This is a genomic window from Kitasatospora sp. NPDC023120 (genome assembly GCF_055560835.1).
The window spans coordinates 20,329-36,482 of sequence record NZ_JBVHHY010000044.1 but is presented as its reverse complement, the minus strand read 5'-3'; the positions used below and the strand labels follow the sequence as shown (position 1 = coordinate 36,482).

The 16,154-nt window shown below is 72.9% G+C and carries 10 protein-coding genes and 1 pseudogene; 7 read left to right on the top strand and 4 right to left on the bottom strand.

Annotated features, from left to right (window positions below; genetic code table 11):
* Positions 1 to 8: 8 nt before the first annotated feature.
* Positions 9 to 434 carry an allene oxide cyclase barrel-like domain-containing protein gene (locus ACZ3TI_RS37790; RefSeq protein WP_465734573.1) on the top strand — a complete coding sequence of 142 codons (426 nt, stop codon included), beginning with the start codon at positions 9 to 11 and terminating at the stop codon, positions 432 to 434.
* Between the two features lie 62 nt (positions 435 to 496).
* Here the strand turns inward: ACZ3TI_RS37790 and ACZ3TI_RS37785 are convergent, their stop codons facing one another.
* Complete coding sequence (locus ACZ3TI_RS37785; RefSeq protein WP_465734571.1) at positions 497 to 2,089, bottom strand: MFS transporter; 1,593 nt, start codon at positions 2,087 to 2,089, stop codon at positions 497 to 499.
* Between the two features lie 191 nt (positions 2,090 to 2,280).
* On the opposite strand from ACZ3TI_RS37785, the gene ACZ3TI_RS37780 reads away from it, so the two are divergent.
* From ACZ3TI_RS37780 to ACZ3TI_RS37770, 3 genes are all read left to right on the top strand, one after another.
* Positions 2,281 to 2,997 (top strand): TetR/AcrR family transcriptional regulator, encoded by a 717-nt coding sequence (locus tag ACZ3TI_RS37780; RefSeq protein ID WP_465734569.1) that lies wholly within the window; start codon positions 2,281 to 2,283, stop codon positions 2,995 to 2,997.
* Between the two features lie 159 nt (positions 2,998 to 3,156).
* Positions 3,157 to 4,386, top strand: a complete 1,230-nt coding sequence (locus tag ACZ3TI_RS37775; RefSeq protein WP_465734567.1) for a cytochrome P450 — start codon at positions 3,157 to 3,159, stop codon at positions 4,384 to 4,386.
* A gap of 17 nt (positions 4,387 to 4,403) precedes the next feature.
* A complete protein-coding gene (locus tag ACZ3TI_RS37770; protein ID WP_465734565.1) occupies positions 4,404 to 4,601 on the top strand; it encodes a ferredoxin in 198 nt (65 codons plus the stop codon).
* 1,115 nt (positions 4,602 to 5,716) lie between these two features.
* Here the strand turns inward: ACZ3TI_RS37770 and ACZ3TI_RS37765 are convergent.
* Both ACZ3TI_RS37765 and ACZ3TI_RS37760 read right to left on the bottom strand, forming a co-directional pair.
* Positions 5,717 to 6,661: pseudogene (locus tag ACZ3TI_RS37765) on the bottom strand (ABC transporter ATP-binding protein); the annotation flags it as partial.
* A gap of 121 nt (positions 6,662 to 6,782) precedes the next feature.
* Positions 6,783 to 9,719 carry a helix-turn-helix transcriptional regulator gene (locus ACZ3TI_RS37760; RefSeq protein WP_465734563.1) on the bottom strand — a complete coding sequence of 979 codons (2,937 nt, stop codon included), beginning with the start codon at positions 9,717 to 9,719 and terminating at the stop codon, positions 6,783 to 6,785.
* A gap of 644 nt (positions 9,720 to 10,363) precedes the next feature.
* Between ACZ3TI_RS37760 and ACZ3TI_RS37755 the strand changes: the two genes are divergently transcribed.
* Together ACZ3TI_RS37755 and ACZ3TI_RS37750 are read left to right on the top strand one after the other, a co-directional pair.
* Positions 10,364 to 11,377, top strand: coding sequence for a pyridoxal-phosphate dependent enzyme (locus ACZ3TI_RS37755; protein ID WP_465734561.1), 1,014 nt, complete (start codon positions 10,364 to 10,366; stop codon positions 11,375 to 11,377).
* 45 nt (positions 11,378 to 11,422) lie between these two features.
* Positions 11,423 to 11,632: a DUF5988 family protein gene (locus ACZ3TI_RS37750; protein WP_465734559.1), complete on the top strand. Its 210-nt coding sequence runs from the start codon at positions 11,423 to 11,425 to the stop codon at positions 11,630 to 11,632.
* Between the two features lie 223 nt (positions 11,633 to 11,855).
* Here the strand turns inward: ACZ3TI_RS37750 and ACZ3TI_RS37745 are convergent, their stop codons facing one another.
* Positions 11,856 to 12,698, bottom strand: a complete 843-nt coding sequence (locus tag ACZ3TI_RS37745; RefSeq protein ID WP_465734557.1) for a hypothetical protein — start codon at positions 12,696 to 12,698, stop codon at positions 11,856 to 11,858.
* A gap of 121 nt (positions 12,699 to 12,819) precedes the next feature.
* On the opposite strand from ACZ3TI_RS37745, the gene ACZ3TI_RS37740 reads away from it, so the two are divergent.
* Positions 12,820 to 16,086 carry a non-ribosomal peptide synthetase gene (locus ACZ3TI_RS37740; protein ID WP_465734555.1) on the top strand — a complete coding sequence of 1,089 codons (3,267 nt, stop codon included), beginning with the start codon at positions 12,820 to 12,822 and terminating at the stop codon, positions 16,084 to 16,086.
* Positions 16,087 to 16,154: the final 68 nt, after the last annotated feature.

The window sequence follows — 16,154 nt, the reverse complement described above, 5'->3', positions numbered from 1 at the left end:
GAGTTGGAATGTCCGCCGAGAAGCAGGAGATCGTGTTCAGCGGCCTCAAGGAGGTCTCGCACATCCGGATGCACGTGCCCGAGGGCGGTTCGGAGGGCCCGGGCACGGTGGTGACCTACCACTGCGAGCTCTTCGACGCCGCGGGCGAGCAGCTGGGCAAGACCGTCGAGGGCTTCGCGGCCGTCTACCTGGACCCGGCCGACAAGAAGGTCAAGCAGCGGGTGAACGGCACGGACGAGTTCGCCGACGGCTCGGTGTACTGGTCCGGCGTCATCGACCTCGCGGGGATCATCCAGGGCGAGCCGCAGGTCGTCCACGCCTTCGGCCTCAGCGGCCGCTACCGGGGCAAGGCGGGCACCCGCTCACTGACCCTGGTGGGCCGCGAGGACGCCACGACGACCGTGTTCACCACCGAGATCCGGCTGGCCGACTGAACGGTCCCGACAACGGCGAAGGTGGTCGGCGCTCGGCGCCGACCACCTTCGCCGTCCCGGGGTCAGGCCACCTCGACCGGGGCTTCCGCGGAGGGGAGTTCGCCGTTCTCCGCCTCCTGCCCGTGCGCCATCGGCAGCAGCAGGAGGACGAAGGCGGCGCCCACCACCATCAGCACCGCGGTGGTGATGGAGGCCTGGTTCAGACCGTGCATGTAGGCCTGGTCCGCGGCCCGGCCGAGCAGTCCGCCGGCGTCGCCGGGCAGCTGGCCGGCGACCGCCTTGGCGCCGTCCAGGCTGGACCTGGCCGCTTCCCTGGCGTCGTCCGGCAGGCCGGTCAGGGCGTCGCCGAGCTTGCCCCGGTAGGCGCTGTTCAGCACGCTGCCGAGGATCGCCGAGCCGAGCGAGATGCCGACGCTCTGCATGGTCCTGGAGAGCGCGGTGCCCACGCCCGCCTGGTTGGGGGCGAGCGCCTCCAGGACGGTGTCGGCGGCCAGCGGCAGGCCGAGTCCGAGGCCGAAGCCGAAGACCACCAGGGCCGCCGCGACGATGCCGTACCCGCTGTCCGCCTTGATCACGGTGAACATGGCGCAGCCGGCCGCGCTGACCGTCATGCCGATCGGGATGACGATCTTCGCACCGAACTTCGCCGCACGGGCGTCACTGAGGCCGGCGCCGACCAGCAGCGCGACGATCATCGGGAGCAGCCGCAGACCGGTGCCCTGGGCGTCGTTGCCCTGGATCAGCTGGAGGAACGGGCTGACCACGAAGAGGATGCCGGCCTGGGCGAAGCTGATCACGGCGAAGGCGACGGTGCCCCAGGTGAAGGTGCGGTTGGCGAAGATCTTCAGGTCCACCAGCGGGGCGGAGGCGCGCTTCTGCCAGAGCAGGAAGAGCAGCAGCACCGCGACGCCGCCGATCAGGCAGGCCAGGGTGCGGCCGGTCCAGCCGTAGGCGGGCTGCTCGATGATGCCGTACACCACGGCCATCACGCCGACCGCTTGGAGCACCGCGCCCGGCCAGTCCAGCCGGGAGGCGTTGGGGTCCTTGCTCTCGGGCACCAGGACGGCGACGGCGATCAGGCTGATCGCCACGATGGGACCGTTGATCAGGAAGATCGAGCCCCAGCTGAAGCTGGTCAGCAGCCAGCCCGCCACCAGCGGGCCGAGCGGCAGGCCGAGCACCGCGCCGACCGTGACGGCCCCGACGGCCTTGCGGCGGTCCGCCGACCGGGGGAAGAGCGAGGGCAGCAGGGCCATCGCCATCGGCATGATGACGGCCGCGCCGGCGCCCATCACCGCGCGCATCACGATCAGCGAGTCGGCGGAGGTCACCCGGCTGGCGACCACCGAGGAGACGCCGAAGACCAGCAGGCCGCCGAGCAGCATCCGGCGGCGCCCGATCTTGTCGCCGAGCTTGCCGATCGGCAGCAGCAGACCGGCCCAGGCCAGCGTGTACGCGGTCTGGATCCACTGCAGCTGGGTGGTCGACGCGTGCAGCACCTCGGAGAGGGTCGGCAGCGCGGTGTAGAGGATGAAGCTGTCCAGACCGACCGCCAGGACGGCGAGCGTGATGGCGGCCAAGGCCCACCACCGGCCGGCGGAACGCGGTTCTTCGGCCTTGCCCGCCCGGGGCTCGGGCTTCGTCGTGCGGGGCATCGGCGGGACTCCAATCGAGAGGGCACGGAGCGGCTGGGATTGACCTCGGCAAGCGTATGACTCATTTTCAATTTTGGTCAACCTCAAACTCGTCACGACGGGTCGGGGCCCGAACCACCCCCGAAGCACCGCCCGGGAGCGCCCTTGCGCATAGTTGACCAAATTTGAAAATTGGTTCTACAGTGGCTGGCATGAGCAACCCCAGCAGACTCCCGGCCGGCTCCACCGCACGTCAGGTGCGTGCGGAGCGGATCCTGGACATCACCGCAGACCTCCTGATGGCGCACGGCTACCGCAAGGTGACGATCGACGACGTCGCGGGTCGGGCCGGCGTCGGCAAGGGCACGGTCTACCTGCACTGGAAGACCCGCGAGGCGCTCTTCTGGGGGGTCCTCCAGCGCGAGGCGCTGCGCCTGTTCGACCACCTGCTGGAGGCTCTGGTCAAGGAGCCCGAGATGGCGCTGCCGCACCGGCTGATGCGGACGATCTTCATGGAGCTCACCAACCGGCCGCTGGTCAAGGCCCTGCTGCTGGCCGACCCGGTGCTGCTCGGCAGCCTCGCCTCCGACGACTCCGTGCGCGCGGCGCAGCAGGAACTCGCGGAGAACACCGACCTGCTCAAGCTGCTCGCCGAGCACGACGCGCTGCAGCCCGGGCTCACCCCCGAGACGGCCGGCTACGTCCTGGTCAACGTGACCCGCGGCTTCCTGACCGCCGAGGAGCTCGGCCAGGACGAGGGCCTCGACCTGGAACAGCGGGCCGACCTGCTCGCCCACATCCTGCGGCGCTCGATCGAGGCCGACGCCCCGCTCCCCGAGACGGTCCTCACCGAGCTCAACCAGCAGGTCGTCGCCATGTTCAGCGAGCTGGCCGAAGCCCACCGCGCCCAGTTGCAGCGCTCCTACTGACGCCGCCCCAAGGGGGCCCGAGGGCGCTCGCAGATAGGGGTGCATCAGGGGTGGGGCTGGGGTTGTCCCGGCTTGATCGCGCGGTCGAAGCTCGACGCGGCACCACTACCAGTGCGTCACCCGCTACGGGCACGCCACCACCGAGGGAGATCGCTACTCATGTCCGAGAGCACGACCGTTCCCGAAGGCACCCCCGCAAGCCCCGCCTTCCCGGTACCCCGCACCTGCCCCTTCGCCCTCCCCCAGGGCTACGCCGACCTACGCGAGCAGGGTGACGCGCTCCAGCGCACCACCCTGTTCGACGGCACGCAGGCCTGGGTGGTCACCGCCCACGCCGAGGCCCGCAAGCTGCTCGCCGACGGCCGGCTCTCGTCCGACAAGCTGCACGCCGGCTTCCCCGCGATCAGCATGGCCGAGAAGGCCCACCGGCCGTTCCGCACCATCACCGAGCTGGATCCGCCGGAGCACGACGTGCACCGGCGGATGCTGATCCCGGCGTTCACCGCCCGGCGTACCCAGGACATGCGTCCGCTGGTGCAGCGGATCGTCGACGAGCACCTGGACGCGATCATCGCCAAGGGTCCGACCGCCGACCTCGTCGCCGAGTTCGCCGTGCCCGTGCAGTCGATGGTGATCTGCCACCTGCTCGACGTCCCGCTCGAGGACCAGGAGTTCTTCCAGGAGAAGACCCGCCAGATCACCCAGGAGCGCGGCACGCTCGGCCCCGAGGAGATCCAGCAGGTGCTCCGCGAGACCTGGGGCTTTCTCGACCAGCGGATCCGGAAGCTGGAGAGCGACCCGGAGGACGGCCTGCTCTCGGTGCTGGCCACCGAGCGGGCCGGCACCGGCGCGCTGGAGCACCACGACCTGGTCGCGATGGCGCTGGTCCTGCTGGTCGCGGCGCAGGAGACCACCTCCTCGACGCTCGGCAGCGGGATCGTCACGCTACTGCGGCACCCGGAGCAGCTGGCGCGGGTCACGGCCGACCCGCAGCTGTGGCCGAACGCGGTGGAGGAGCTGCTGCGCTACACCTCGGTCGCCGACATGGGCACCCGCCGGGCGGCCAAGGAGGACATCGAGATCGGTGGCGTGGTGATCCGCGCCGGCGAGGGCGTGATCATCCCGAACCTGCTGGTCAACCGCGACCCGAAGGTGTTCGAGGAGCCGGACGTCTTCGACGTGGGCCGCACCGCCCGCCACCACCTGGCCTTCGGCCACGGCGTGCACAACTGCATCGGTCAGAACATGTCCCGCGTGGTGCTGGAGATCGCCTTCCGGACGCTGTTCGAGCGGCTGCCGGACCTGCGTCTGGCCGTCCCGGCCGACGAGCTGACGATGTCGCCCCCCGGTGGTGTGCAGACGCTGACCGCGCTGCCGGTCACCTGGTGACCGGGGAGGGCGTCGCCATGGACGTGACCGTGGACCAGGGCCTGTGCCAGGGGGCGGCTCAGTGCTTCCGTTACGCGCCGGAGCTGTTCGACCAGGGCGAGGACGGCCTGGTCGTACTGCTCCGGCAGCCCGGCTCCGCGCCGGAGCGGCAGGCCGCCCGGGAGGCGGCCGAGCTCTGCCCCGCGGAGGCCATCTCCCTCGGAGAGCCTGCCTGAGCGGCTCTCCACCCGAGTACGGCGTGGTGCCTGGTCCGCCGAAACACCTGGCACCACGCCGCTTCCAGCCGCCGACCGGCTGGAGGAAACGGCGGCCCGACCTGGCTGACAACCCCCTCAGCCGGTCGGGCCGCTGTCGTGCGCCCGCGGCCACGCACGGGCGCGGAACGCCGACGGCCGGCCCGGTGGGTGTCCACCGGGCCGGCCGTCCTCGTCGCGCAGCGGGCGCCTGACGGGCCTGGGAAAGTGAGGGCCTACGCGTCCCGGGAGCGGAACGCCGCGTACGCCGCGCCCAGCACCGCACCGGTCGCGGCGCCCATCACGCCGAGCCCGGCGGCCGGGCCCAGCAGGCCGTCCTGCTGGTGGACGGCCATCACCTGGGCGCCGGCCCGCGGCGGCCAGTAGGTGGCCACCCACTCCGGCAGCCGGCCGGGCAGCGCCGGGGCGAAGGCGGGCACGATGAGCATCCCGCCGAACAGCGCGCTCGCGGTGCCCGAGGTGTTGCGCATCAGCCCGCCCAGCCCGAGGCCGAGCAGCCCGGCGGTGGCCAGGTAGGCGCCACCGCCGACCACCGCCCGCAGGGCCTCCGGGTCGCTCAGCCCGGTGTGCGGGGCGCCGTGCCGGGCCAGTACGGCCTGGCCGCCGAGGAAGCCGCCGACGGTGGTCGCCAGCCCGACACCGAGGGCGGTGGTGCCGAGCACCACCGCCTTCGCGCCGGCCAGCCGGCCACGGTCGGGGACGGCGGTGAGCGTGGGGGTGAGGGTGCCGGTGGTGTACTCGGCGGTGATCGCGAGCGCGCCGAGCAGCCCGATGGTCACCTGGGCGACCAGGTGTCCGCGCAGGCTGACCTCGGTGGGGTCGAAGGCCAGTCGCTCGGCCTCCGGCATCGCGGCGTACCCGGTGCCGGCCGCGTTGCTGGTGAGCAGGGCGAGCCCGGCCCCGGCGACCACGGTGCCGAGCGCGAGGTAGCGGCTGGAGCGGGTGGTGCGCAGCTTGGCCCACTCGGCCCTGGCGGCGTCCCTGAAGGTCGGCCGGCGCTCGGTGTACGGCCGGGCGGCCCGGCGGCCGAGCAGTCCGCGCCCGGCGGAGCGGTCCCGGGCCGGCGCCGGCGCGGGACCGTCCGGGACCGGGCCGGCCGGTGCCGGGCCGGCCGACTCCGAACCGTCTCCGGACGCGGCTCCGTCGCCGGTGAGGGTCATGAACGCCTCCTCCAACGAGCGCCTCCGGGTGGCGAGCTCGTGGAGTTCCACCCCGGAGGCGGCGGCCAGCGCGCCGATCCGGGCACTGTCCATGCCGGTCACCACGAGCGCGCCGTCCGGCAGGCGGCGCACCGCCGCGCCGGCGTCCGAGAGCTCGCGGCCGAAGGACTCGGCGGCGGGCGTGCGGACCACCGCCTCGGCATGGCTGTTCGCGTCGACGAACTCCTCCACGCTGGTGTCCGCGAGCAGTCGGCCGCCGCCGATGACCAGCAGGTGGTCGGCGGTGAGGGCCATCTCGGCCATCAGGTGGCTGGAGACCAGGACGGTCCGCCCCTCCCCGGCGAGCTTGCGCATCAGGTCGCGGAACCAGACGATGCCCTCCGGGTCGAGGCCGTTCAGCGGCTCGTCCAGGATGAGCACCGGCGGGTCGCCCAGCAGGGCCGCGGCCAGGCCGAGGCGCTGCAGCATGCCGAGGGAGAACGCGCCGGCCTGCCGGTGGGCGGCGTGGCGCAGGCCCACCAGCTCCAGGACCCGCGGCACCCGCGCCGGGTCGAGGCCGTTGCTGTGGGCGAGCACCAGCAGGTGCTGGGAGGCGGTGCGGCTCGGGTGCACCGCGCGCGCGTCCAGGAGGGAGCCGACCTGCCGCAGCGGGGCCGGCAGTTCGCCGAACGGCCGACCGTCGAAGGTGACGGTGCCGGTCGTGGGCGTGTCGAGGCCCAGCACCATGCGCAGGGTCGTGGTCTTGCCCGCCCCGTTGCGGCCGAGGAAGCCGGTGACCTCGCCCGGCCGGACGGTGAAGGTGAGGTCGTCGACCGCGGTGACCTCCCCGAACCGCTTGCTGAGCCCGCGTACCTCGATCATGGGACCTCCGTCGAGCAGGTGATCAAGCAAAAATGACCAGATGTGAACTCGGGTCAAATGTAGTCCACGCCCGCCACCTTGACCAGTTTTCAAATCTGGTCATACATTGGAGGGGCAGGGGTCACCCGACCTCGCACCGCCGGACCAGTTCACTCGGCCCGCGGTAGGCGACCCTGAGCTGCCCCACCAGCTCCCCCGGCCGGGGATCCGGCGGGTCCACCTGGAGGTCGGTGGGCAGGTCCGAGCGCCGGCTCACCTTCAACTTGCGGTACACCCGGGTCAGATGTTGTTCGACGGTACTGACGGTGATGTACAGACGGCCGGCGATCTCCCGGTTGGTGCAGCCCAGCGAGGCCAGCGCGGCGACCCGCAGCTCGGCCTCGCTGAGCAGGCCGACCCCGTCGTGGCCGACCGGACGGCGGGCCGGCTCCGGGGCCGGCGGCACCTGCCGCAGCAGCGGCGCGCGGCGCGGCTCGGGCACCCGCTCCCGGGCCAGCCGCAAGGACTGCTGGGCGCCCTGCTCCCGGGGCCGGTCCGGCTCGCCGACCACCTGCCGCAGCTCGCCCCGTTCGGCCGATCCGGCCGGTCCCGCACGTTCGGTCAGCTCGGCCAGCTCGGTCAGTTCGGTCAGCTCGGCCAGGGCGCAGGACAGTTCGAGCCGGTCGCCGGCCGCCCGGAGGTCGGCGACGGCCTCCCGGAGCAGCTCCGCACGGCCCTCCGGCGCGGCGGTCGCGGCCAGCGTGCGCAGGGTGATGCCCCGGGTGCGGAAGCAGCCGGGGCCGAGCCGAGCCAGCTGCTCCTCGGCCAGGCGGGCGGCCTGCTCGCGCTTGCCCAGGCACAGCAGCGCGTCGGCCGCGGCCGAGCGCCACGGGATCACGTCGGGCTGGTCGATGCCCCAGGCGCGCATCTGGTCGCCGCAGGCGAGGAAGTCGGCCAGGGCCTCGTCGTAGCGATCGGTGGCGAGGTAGTGCCGGCCACGCGCGTAGCGGTAGTGCATGCCGTAGCGAGTCTCGAACATCGCCTCGGGCACCGGCTGGCTGAGCAGTTCGGCGGCCTCCTCGTGCTTGCCCAGTGCCGTCCTGGCGGACAGCAGGACGGACAGCGGACTGCCCACCGTGGTGCCCCAGTTGCGCGGGGCCAGCAGGCTCAGTGCGGCCTCGGCGTGCCGCTCGGCCGTCCGCGCGTCGCCCTCGCGGACCGCGATCGCGGCGCGGATGCCGGACAGTCTGGCCGCCCAACTGGGGATGTCCCTGGCCAGCGCCTCGTCGAGCAGCGGATCGCACCAGCGGGCCGCCCGGCCGGGCTGGCCGCTGTAGAGGAGGGTGAGCAGCGCCGCCTCGATCGGCGCGATGTCGTCGGCCTCCAGGACGGTGGCCTGGAGGACCCGTTCGGCCCGGTCGACCGTGCGCTCGTCGGGGCCGGCGGTCAGGACGGTGGATAACAGCGTGGCGGCACGGGACGCGAGGCTGGCCAGGCCGCTCCAGGCCCGGGCGGCGACCGGCCGCAGGCCCGCCCGGGCGAGCACGTCCGGGTGGGTGCCGCGCATCCAGTGCACCAGTGCCGTCAGATCGTCGGCGCCCTGGGCGTCCTGCTCGGCCCGGCGGAGCAGGTGGGCCACCGCCGCCACGGCCTGCTCGGTCCGCCCGTGCCAGAGCATGACCCGCACCAGGGCGGCTCCCTGGCGGATCGTCAGATCGCCTGCGGCCAGCGCGTCGCCGAGCAGGTCGAGGTGACGCACCGTCAGCGCCGGGTTGACCCGCCACTGGGCGACGGCCAGCAGCATCACGGTCCGGATGCACTCCGGCCCGCCGCCCAGCATGCGTTCGGCCCGCTCCAGGTAGCCGATGGCGAGTTCGGTCGCGTCCTCACGCATGGCCTGCTCGGCCGCGGACTTGAGGATTCCCGGCACCCACGGCTCGTCGATGTCACCGGCGCCGAGCACGTGCGGGGCGACGTCCGACGCCGGAGCACCCATCGTGTGGAGCAACTGAGCCGCCGCGTAGTGCAGTTGGGACCGCCGCTCGGCGGACAGCTCGCCCAGCACCGCGGCTCGGGCCCGCGGGTGGCGGAAGCCCCCGTCGCTGACGAAGCCGGCGGCCGTCAGGTCCTCGATGGCCTGGACGGTGCTGCGCCGGTCCAGGACGAGCAGCCGCGCCACCGTCTCGGGCGAGCTGGGCTCGTCCAGGACGGCCAGCGCCCGGGCGACCGCCAGCATGGTCGGGTTGCCCCGGTGCAGGCAGGCGAGCAGGGTCTGGCAGAAGGAGTCGCCCACCTCGACCGCCCCGTGGGGCCGGCTCTCCGCACCGGCGGTCGGCGCCAGCCGGCAGTCGTCCAGCAGGGCCCGGACCAGCAGCGGGTTGCCGCCGCTGACCTCGTGGTAGCGGGCCGCGGTGGCGTGCGGGACGGTCGCGCCGAGGTCGGCGTCGAGGATCCGCTGCACGCCGCCGACCGAGAGCGGGCCGAGCCGGATCCGCCGGAAACCGGGCTGGCGCAGCAGTTCCACCCGGAAGCGCGGGTTGTGCCCCTGGAGGTGCTCGGACTCGTTGAAAACGAAGAGGACCCGGGCGTTCCGCAACCGCCGGACCAGGTGGAGCAGGTAGTCGAGCGAGGCCTGGTCGACGTCCTGGACGTCGTCGACCGCGATCACCACGGACCGGACCCCGGCCAGCCGGACGAGGGCCGCGGCGAGCGCGTCCAGCAGCACGAAGTCGACCGGGCCGCGGTCACCGGCCCCGGCCGACTCCGCCACGGCCTTGGCCATCAGGGTCCCGGTCCTGACATCGGACGGGTCCGGCCCGTACGTGGCGGCCGGCGCGGAGCAGATCAGTTGGTGGAGTACGCCCAGCGGCACGTTCCCGGCACTCTCGCAGGCCAGCGCCGCGAGCACCAGAGCACCCTGCTCGGCGGCATGCTCCGCGAAGGCGTGGAGGAGTTCGGTCTTACCGCTGCCGGCCGCTCCGCTGACCAGGGCCAGCTTGCACCGACCCTGTCTGGAGGCCTCCAACTGGGCGTCCAGTGCCGCGAGTTCTTTCCCTCGATCGATGAGAACGGTCGTCACAATGATCCCCCTGAGGCATGAAGCGACACGCCCCGGTCCGCCGCACCGGGTCGCATCGCACGAAGAGGCCCCGTTTCACCGCGGGCGGCGTCGCCCCTCGGTCCCGGCGCCTCTGACGAAGCAGAATTCCGTGAAAGACCGCCCGCTCGCTCACCGGACAACACCGCGCCGACGCCACAGGCCGGTGCACCGGCCCGGGCGGATCGCGCCGTTCTTCGGGGACGGATCCCGAGTCACGCTCCGTGGCCGCCGACCGGCCTCGGATCCGTGCCGCCGACCGGCACGGGGACGGGTGCTCCTGCTGCTGGTGGCCGGGCCCGGACAGCGTTCCGCTGGTCTAGGCACTCGGCATCACTCCTCCCCGGGCAACCAGGATGCCGAGCCGACCCGGACGGTCCCTTTCGCTTTCAGGATCGGGATGAATGTATGACCATCCGCGAAGAACAGTCAACCTCCGCAAGTCGTCGAGTCGGCGAAGTCGCAGCTTGGAGAGGCTTTAGACGCTCTGTTCAACGTTGGTGGCGTGTCGCAGGGTTCATCCCGGTACACCGCCCGCTGCTCCGCTGTGTACCGGCCCGCCTGGACACCGAGGGATCACCTCCGTGGTCGCGACCGGCCACACCACGCGCGTGAAGTGAGGTTCGATGTCAGAGATCAACACGAGCGCCGCCGTAGCCGACCTCCCGCTGACCCGTAGTGACGTCCTGGACGCCCGACTGCGGCTGGCCGGACGGGTCCGCCGGACCCCGGTGGTGCGCAGCGACGACCTGGACCGCAGGGCCGGCGCCCGGTTCTGGCTGAAGGCCGAGAACCTGCAGCGCGGCGGCTCGTTCAAACTGCGCGGCGCCCTGCTCGCGGTCGAGCGCATGGTCGCCGCCGGCAGCGTGGGCGTGGTGGCGCAGAGCACCGGCAACCACGCCATCGCCGTCGCCATGGCCGCCCGCGAACTCGGCGTCGCCGCCACCCTGGTGCTGCCCGAGGACGCCGCCCCGACGAAGATCCGCCGGATCCGGGACAACGGCGCCGAGGTGATCCTGGCCGGCACCGTGCTGGCCGACCGGATCGCCGTCGTCGAGAGCGTGCGGGAACTGCGCGGCTACGACGTGGTGGACCCGTACCAGAACCCGGACGTCGTCGTCGGCCAGGGCACCGCCACCGCCGAACTGCTGGAGCAGGTCCGCGCGGCGGGCCGGCGGCTGGACGCCGTGGTGCTGCCGGTCGGCGGTGGCAGCGCGGTGGCCGGGGCCTGCCTGGCGGCCGCCGGCGAGCACGTCGCGGTGGTCGCGGCCGAGCCCGCCGCGGTGCCGGCGCTCACCGAGGCGCTGCGCCAAGGGCAGCCGTGCAACGTGGCAGTCCGGCCGACCCTCGCGGACGGCCTGCGCCCGGACCGGATCGGCGCCCTGCCGTTCGAGACCTGCCGCAGCTCACTGAGCGAGGTGCTGACGGTGGAGGAGGCGGAGATCGCCGAGTCGATGTACGTCGCGCTCACCCACACCCGTCTGCTCGTCGAGCCGGCCGCCTCGACCGCACTGGCGGCCGCGATGCGGCTCGCGACGGCGCCCCGCTGGCAGGGGCGCAACATCGGCGTCCTGCTGTCCGGCGGCAACGTCGAGGAGAGCCTGGTGGCCTCGCTGCTCGCCGAGTACACCGCTCAGTAGGTCCCGCGCAGTCCCGTCCCTTTTCACCTACCGTGGAGGTTCCCCGTGACCAGCTACCGAGTCGTCCTGGTCGGCGGCCCGACCAGCATCACCGACGAGGACCGGGTCCGGCACGCCGAATCGCTGGACGACACCATCAAGTACCCGAGGTACGGCGGCTACGAGCACTTCCGGCACACCGGCGGCTTCGTCTCGCTCGACGGCGAACCGACCGCGGTGTTCGAGTGGACCGCCCGCACGAAGGTCGCCGAATGACCCCGGGAAAATCCCCCGGACGATCCCCCGAATGACCGTCGGATCACCCCGCATGACCGCCCGACGGCGAAGGGCCCGGCCATCCCGAAGGCCGGGCCCTTCGGCCTTTCCCGGCTCCGGCCCAGAATGCGGCGAGAAATGCGGAAAGCACCGGGCCCCGGCCGAATTCCTCGGCCGGGGCCCTGGTCCGCCATTCCCGAATGCGGGAGGACCGGTACGGAAATCACCTGCGGTGCGATTCCTCCAGGATCTCGGCCACGGCGTCCGCGAGTCCCTTGTGGGCCAGCATCGCGCCGTGCTCGACGTCGATCTCCAGCTCCCGCGCCACCGCCAGCCGCTCCCCGGCGACCCCGGAGGCCCGCATCGCCCGCAGCCCGCTCAACGGGCTCGCCGAGCTGAACGCCACCGCGTCACGCCAGCGGTCCAGCGGGTCGATCTCCGAGGCCGCGGCCAGGTAGCAGAGGAAGGACTCGAAGACCGAGAACAGCTCCTCGCGCCGCACCTCGTCCAGGCCGACCCTGCTGAACGCCGGCTCGCCGATCTCCCGGATCAGCCCGACCAGCCCGTCCTTGAGCGCACCGATCGCCGGCGTGCGGTCGTGCACCTCCTGACCCGCTGCCCGGGCCGTGGCGACGTCCTCGGCCGAGATCACCGAGGACATGAAGCCGACCACCTTGTGGTACTGCCACATCAGGGTCTGCGCGACGGAGACCTCCGGGTCGAAGATCAGCAGCAGCGGCTCGCCGTCCTGCCAGGCCGAGATCCGGTCGGCCAGCGCGGACGCGTAGACCGAGCCGGCGCAGAACCCGAGCAGCGCCCGGACCTGCGGGCGCTCCGCCTCCAGCCGCGCGGACCAGTGGTCCAGGAAGCCGGCACCGCTGCGCGTGGCCGCCGTCCCGGCCGCGGGCGGGACGGTCTCCCAGACCGTCAGGCCGCCCGGCAGATTGGCCACCAGGTCGGAGAAGCGTGCCTCCGGCCGCCCGGTGGTATCGAAGTCGACGGCGAGGACGATCCCCTCGGAACCCCCGCCGTCCACCAGCGTCCGCCATGAATCGGACCCCGCCATCACCACTCCCTGGTCGTGCGTCGACAATCCTGGATTGGAATCCTAGGAATTCGGGCACCCGCCGGACATCCCCCTAACACCCCCTAATCACCCCCCTATCCGCGCCTTCGGAAGCGCTCGAATGACGCCCGGCCACCGGCTAGGGGTATCGGCCGGGGAGGCTGCCAGAGTAGCGTCGCACCGTAATTCCGTACATTCGGAAAACACATTCGGGAAAGACCGGACGCCCGTTCATCCAGGGGAGGCTCAGATGGGACCCACAGCGAAATCCGGTGCCGCACCCGGCGGGAGGTCCACCCGGGACCTAGCGCCGGCGACGCGCAAGGAAGAGGCCATGTGGCTGCTCGAGCGGCTCGTCCCCGACGCGGCCGCCAACAACCTGTCGCTGGCGTTCCAGGTGGAGGGCACGCTCGACCCGGCCGTGCTCCAGGAGGCCCTCGACGTCCTGCTCCGCCGCCACGAGGTGCTCCGCACGGTCTACTTCACCTCCGGCGCCGAGCTGATGAAGTCGGTCGTGCCGACCGAGCACTTCACCGTCCGGATCGAGGAGATCGAGGACTTCGCTCCGCCCGCCGAGGAGCTCGAGAGCGCGCTGCGCCCCTGGATGACCCGCCGGTTCGCGTTCGACGGACGGCCGCTGGTACGGGCCGGACTGTTCCACCACCCCGACGGCCAGGTCGTCTGCCTGGCCTTCCACCACCTCGTCTACGACATCATCTCCGGCACCACCCTGCTCAGGGAGCTGGTCGCCGCGTACGACGGGATCGCGTCCGGCGCCGGCGCCCCGGCCGAACTGCTCACCCCCGTCGCCACGTTCCACGAGCCCGAGCCCAGCCCGGAGAGCCTCGCCTACTGGCGCGAGCAGCTGGAGGACTTCGACCCCGAGGTGCTCGACCTCGCCTGCGGCGCCCCCGACGGCGCCGACCCCACCCTGCGCGGCGACCAGTTCGCCTACCAGCTGTCCGAGCGGGCCAGGGCGGCCGTCGCCACGCTGGGGCGCTCGGCGCGCGCCCCCGAGGCGGTCGTCCTGCTCGCCGCCTACTACGTGCTCCTCGCCGCGCACGGCGCCGGCCCGGACATCACCGTCGGCTCCCCGGTCAGCGTCCGCCCCAAGGAGGACCCGGGCGCGGTCGGCCACCACACCAACGTGCTGCCGCTGCGGGTCGGCGTGGACGCGGCCGAGGGCTTCCGCGCCCTGGTCCGCCGCGCCCGGGACGCCTACTTCGGCGCCCTGGAGCACGCCGACGTCCCGGTGGACAGCATCTCCGACCTGGTCCCCCGGGCCGGCTCCTCCTGGCGCAACCGGCTCTGCCGCCACCTGTTCAACTACTTCCCGCAGCTGGGCCTCACCGACGAGCTGCGCCTGAACGGCAACCGGGCCCGCGCGCTGGTGCTGGAGAACGGCTACAGCAAGTTCGACCTCGAGTTCTTCCTCGCCTCCTCCGAGTCCGGCATCCGGATCATCGCCCGGTACGGCACCGACAAGCTCGACCGGGCCGACGTCGAGGCGCTGCTGCTGCGCTACGACGCGCTGCTGGTCGCCGCCGCCGCGGACCCGGACGAGCCGGTCGGCCGGATCGAGGTCTGGAGCGAGCAGGACCACGCGGTGATCGGGGCCGCCAACGACACCGTCGAGCACTACAGCCCCGGCGACATCCCCTCGGCCGTCCGCGCCCACGCGCTCGCCACGCCGCACGCCGTCGCCATGGAGCAGGGCGACCGTACGGTCGGCTACCGCGAACTGTGGGAAGCCGCGTTGGACAACCGGGACGCGCTCGCCGCCGCCGGAGTCAGGGCCGGCGACATCGTGGCCCTCGCCTCGGCCCGCTCGCCCGAGCTGACCGCCGCCGTGCTCGGCATCTGGCTGTCCGGCGCCGCGTACCTGCCGGTCGACCCGGACCACCCGGCGCAGCGGGTCGCCTACCTGCTGGAGGACTCCGGCGCGCGGGTCATCCTCACCGACCGCGAACTGCCGCTGCCCGCCGACCGCGAGATGGCCCGGCTGCCGCTGGTCCGGGTCGGCGGCAGCCCGTCGCGGTGGAACGGCGAGGACGAGCCGCCGCGGATCGACCCGGGCTCCGCCGCGTACCTGATCTACACCTCCGGCTCCAGCGGCCGCCCCAAGGGCGCCCTGCTGCCGCACCGCGCGGTGGCCAACGTCGCCGCCGACTATACCGTCCGGCTCCGGGCCACCCCGGAGGACGCGACGCTGTGGACCACCACCTTCGCCTTCGACATGGCCAACCTGGAGCACTACGTCCCGCTCTACTCAGGCGGACGGATCGTCATCGCGCCGGACGAGGCCCGGGTCGACGGCCGGGTGCTGCACGACCTGCTCAAGCGCCACCAGCCCGGCATCGTCCAGGCCACCCCGACCACCTGGCGGCTGGTCCTGGAGCACGTCGGCGACCAGCTCGCCGGGCGCCGCGTGGTGATCGGCGCCGAGCCGCTGCCCGTCCCGCTGGCCGAGCAACTGCTCGCCACCGGCTGCGAGTTGCACCATGCGTACGGGCCGACCGAGACCACCACCTGGTGCACCTGGGGCGTCCTGGACGACGAGCTCGGCGAGCGCCCGCACATCGGCAAGCCGATCCGGAACATCCAGGTCATGGTGGTCGCCCCCGACGGTCGCGAGCTGCCCGTGGGCGTACGCGGCGAGCTGTGGATCGCCGGCGACGGCGTCTCGCTCGGCTACCACGGGCGCCCCGAGCTCAACGCCGCCCGGTTCGGCGACCACCCCCGCCACGGGCGGTACTACCGCAGCGGGGACATCGGCCGCTGGCGGGCCGACGGCAACCTGGAGGTGTTCGGCCGCTCCGACCGGCAGGTCAAGCTGCGCGGCAACCGGATCGAGCTCGGCGAGGTCGAGTCCGCGGTGCTCAGCCACCCGCAGGTGCGCGCGGCCGCCGCCGTGGTGGTCGGCGACCGCAGTGCCGACGGCCGCCTGGTCGTCTTCGTCGAGTCCGCCGGCGGCCCGGAGGTCGTGGACGGCCTCTGGGAGCATGCCCGCACCGAACTGCCCAACTCCGCCCTCCCGCAGGACTTCCTGGTGATCGACGCACTGCCGACCAACGCCAACGAGAAGGTGGACTACCTCGCCCTGGAGAAGCTCGCCGCCGACGGCCGGCCGGCACCCGGCGCGATCGAGGACGGCGCGCCCGAGCCGACCGACGAGCTGACCCTGACGGTCGTGGAGCTGTTCCGCGAGCTGCTGGGCCGCGACGACGTGAACGCCCACACCAACTTCTTCACCCACGGCGGCCATTCGCTGCTCGGCGCGCAGCTGATCCAGAAGCTGGAGGAGGGCTCCGGCGTCACGGTCAAACTGGCGGACCTCTTCTCCGCCCCGACCCCCGCGGCGCTGGCCGCGCACGTGCGCGGCCAGTAGCGCCGCACCCGCACCATCCGCACCGACGGTCCGGACGCCCGCACTGGGGCGCCCGGGCCGTCGGCGTG

Coding starts and splice junctions, on each gene's coding strand:
- ACZ3TI_RS37790 (WP_465734573.1), top strand. CDS start 9: ATGTCCGCCGAGAAGCAGGAGATCGTGTTCAGCGGCCTCAAGGAGGTC.
- ACZ3TI_RS37785 (WP_465734571.1), bottom strand. CDS start 2,089: ATGCCCCGCACGACGAAGCCCGAGCCCCGGGCGGGCAAGGCCGAAGAA.
- ACZ3TI_RS37780 (WP_465734569.1), top strand. CDS start 2,281: ATGAGCAACCCCAGCAGACTCCCGGCCGGCTCCACCGCACGTCAGGTG.
- ACZ3TI_RS37775 (WP_465734567.1), top strand. CDS start 3,157: ATGTCCGAGAGCACGACCGTTCCCGAAGGCACCCCCGCAAGCCCCGCC.
- ACZ3TI_RS37770 (WP_465734565.1), top strand. CDS start 4,404: ATGGACGTGACCGTGGACCAGGGCCTGTGCCAGGGGGCGGCTCAGTGC.
- ACZ3TI_RS37755 (WP_465734561.1), top strand. CDS start 10,364: ATGTCAGAGATCAACACGAGCGCCGCCGTAGCCGACCTCCCGCTGACC.
- ACZ3TI_RS37745 (WP_465734557.1), bottom strand. CDS start 12,698: ATGGCGGGGTCCGATTCATGGCGGACGCTGGTGGACGGCGGGGGTTCC.
- ACZ3TI_RS37740 (WP_465734555.1), top strand. CDS start 12,820: ATGACGCCCGGCCACCGGCTAGGGGTATCGGCCGGGGAGGCTGCCAGA.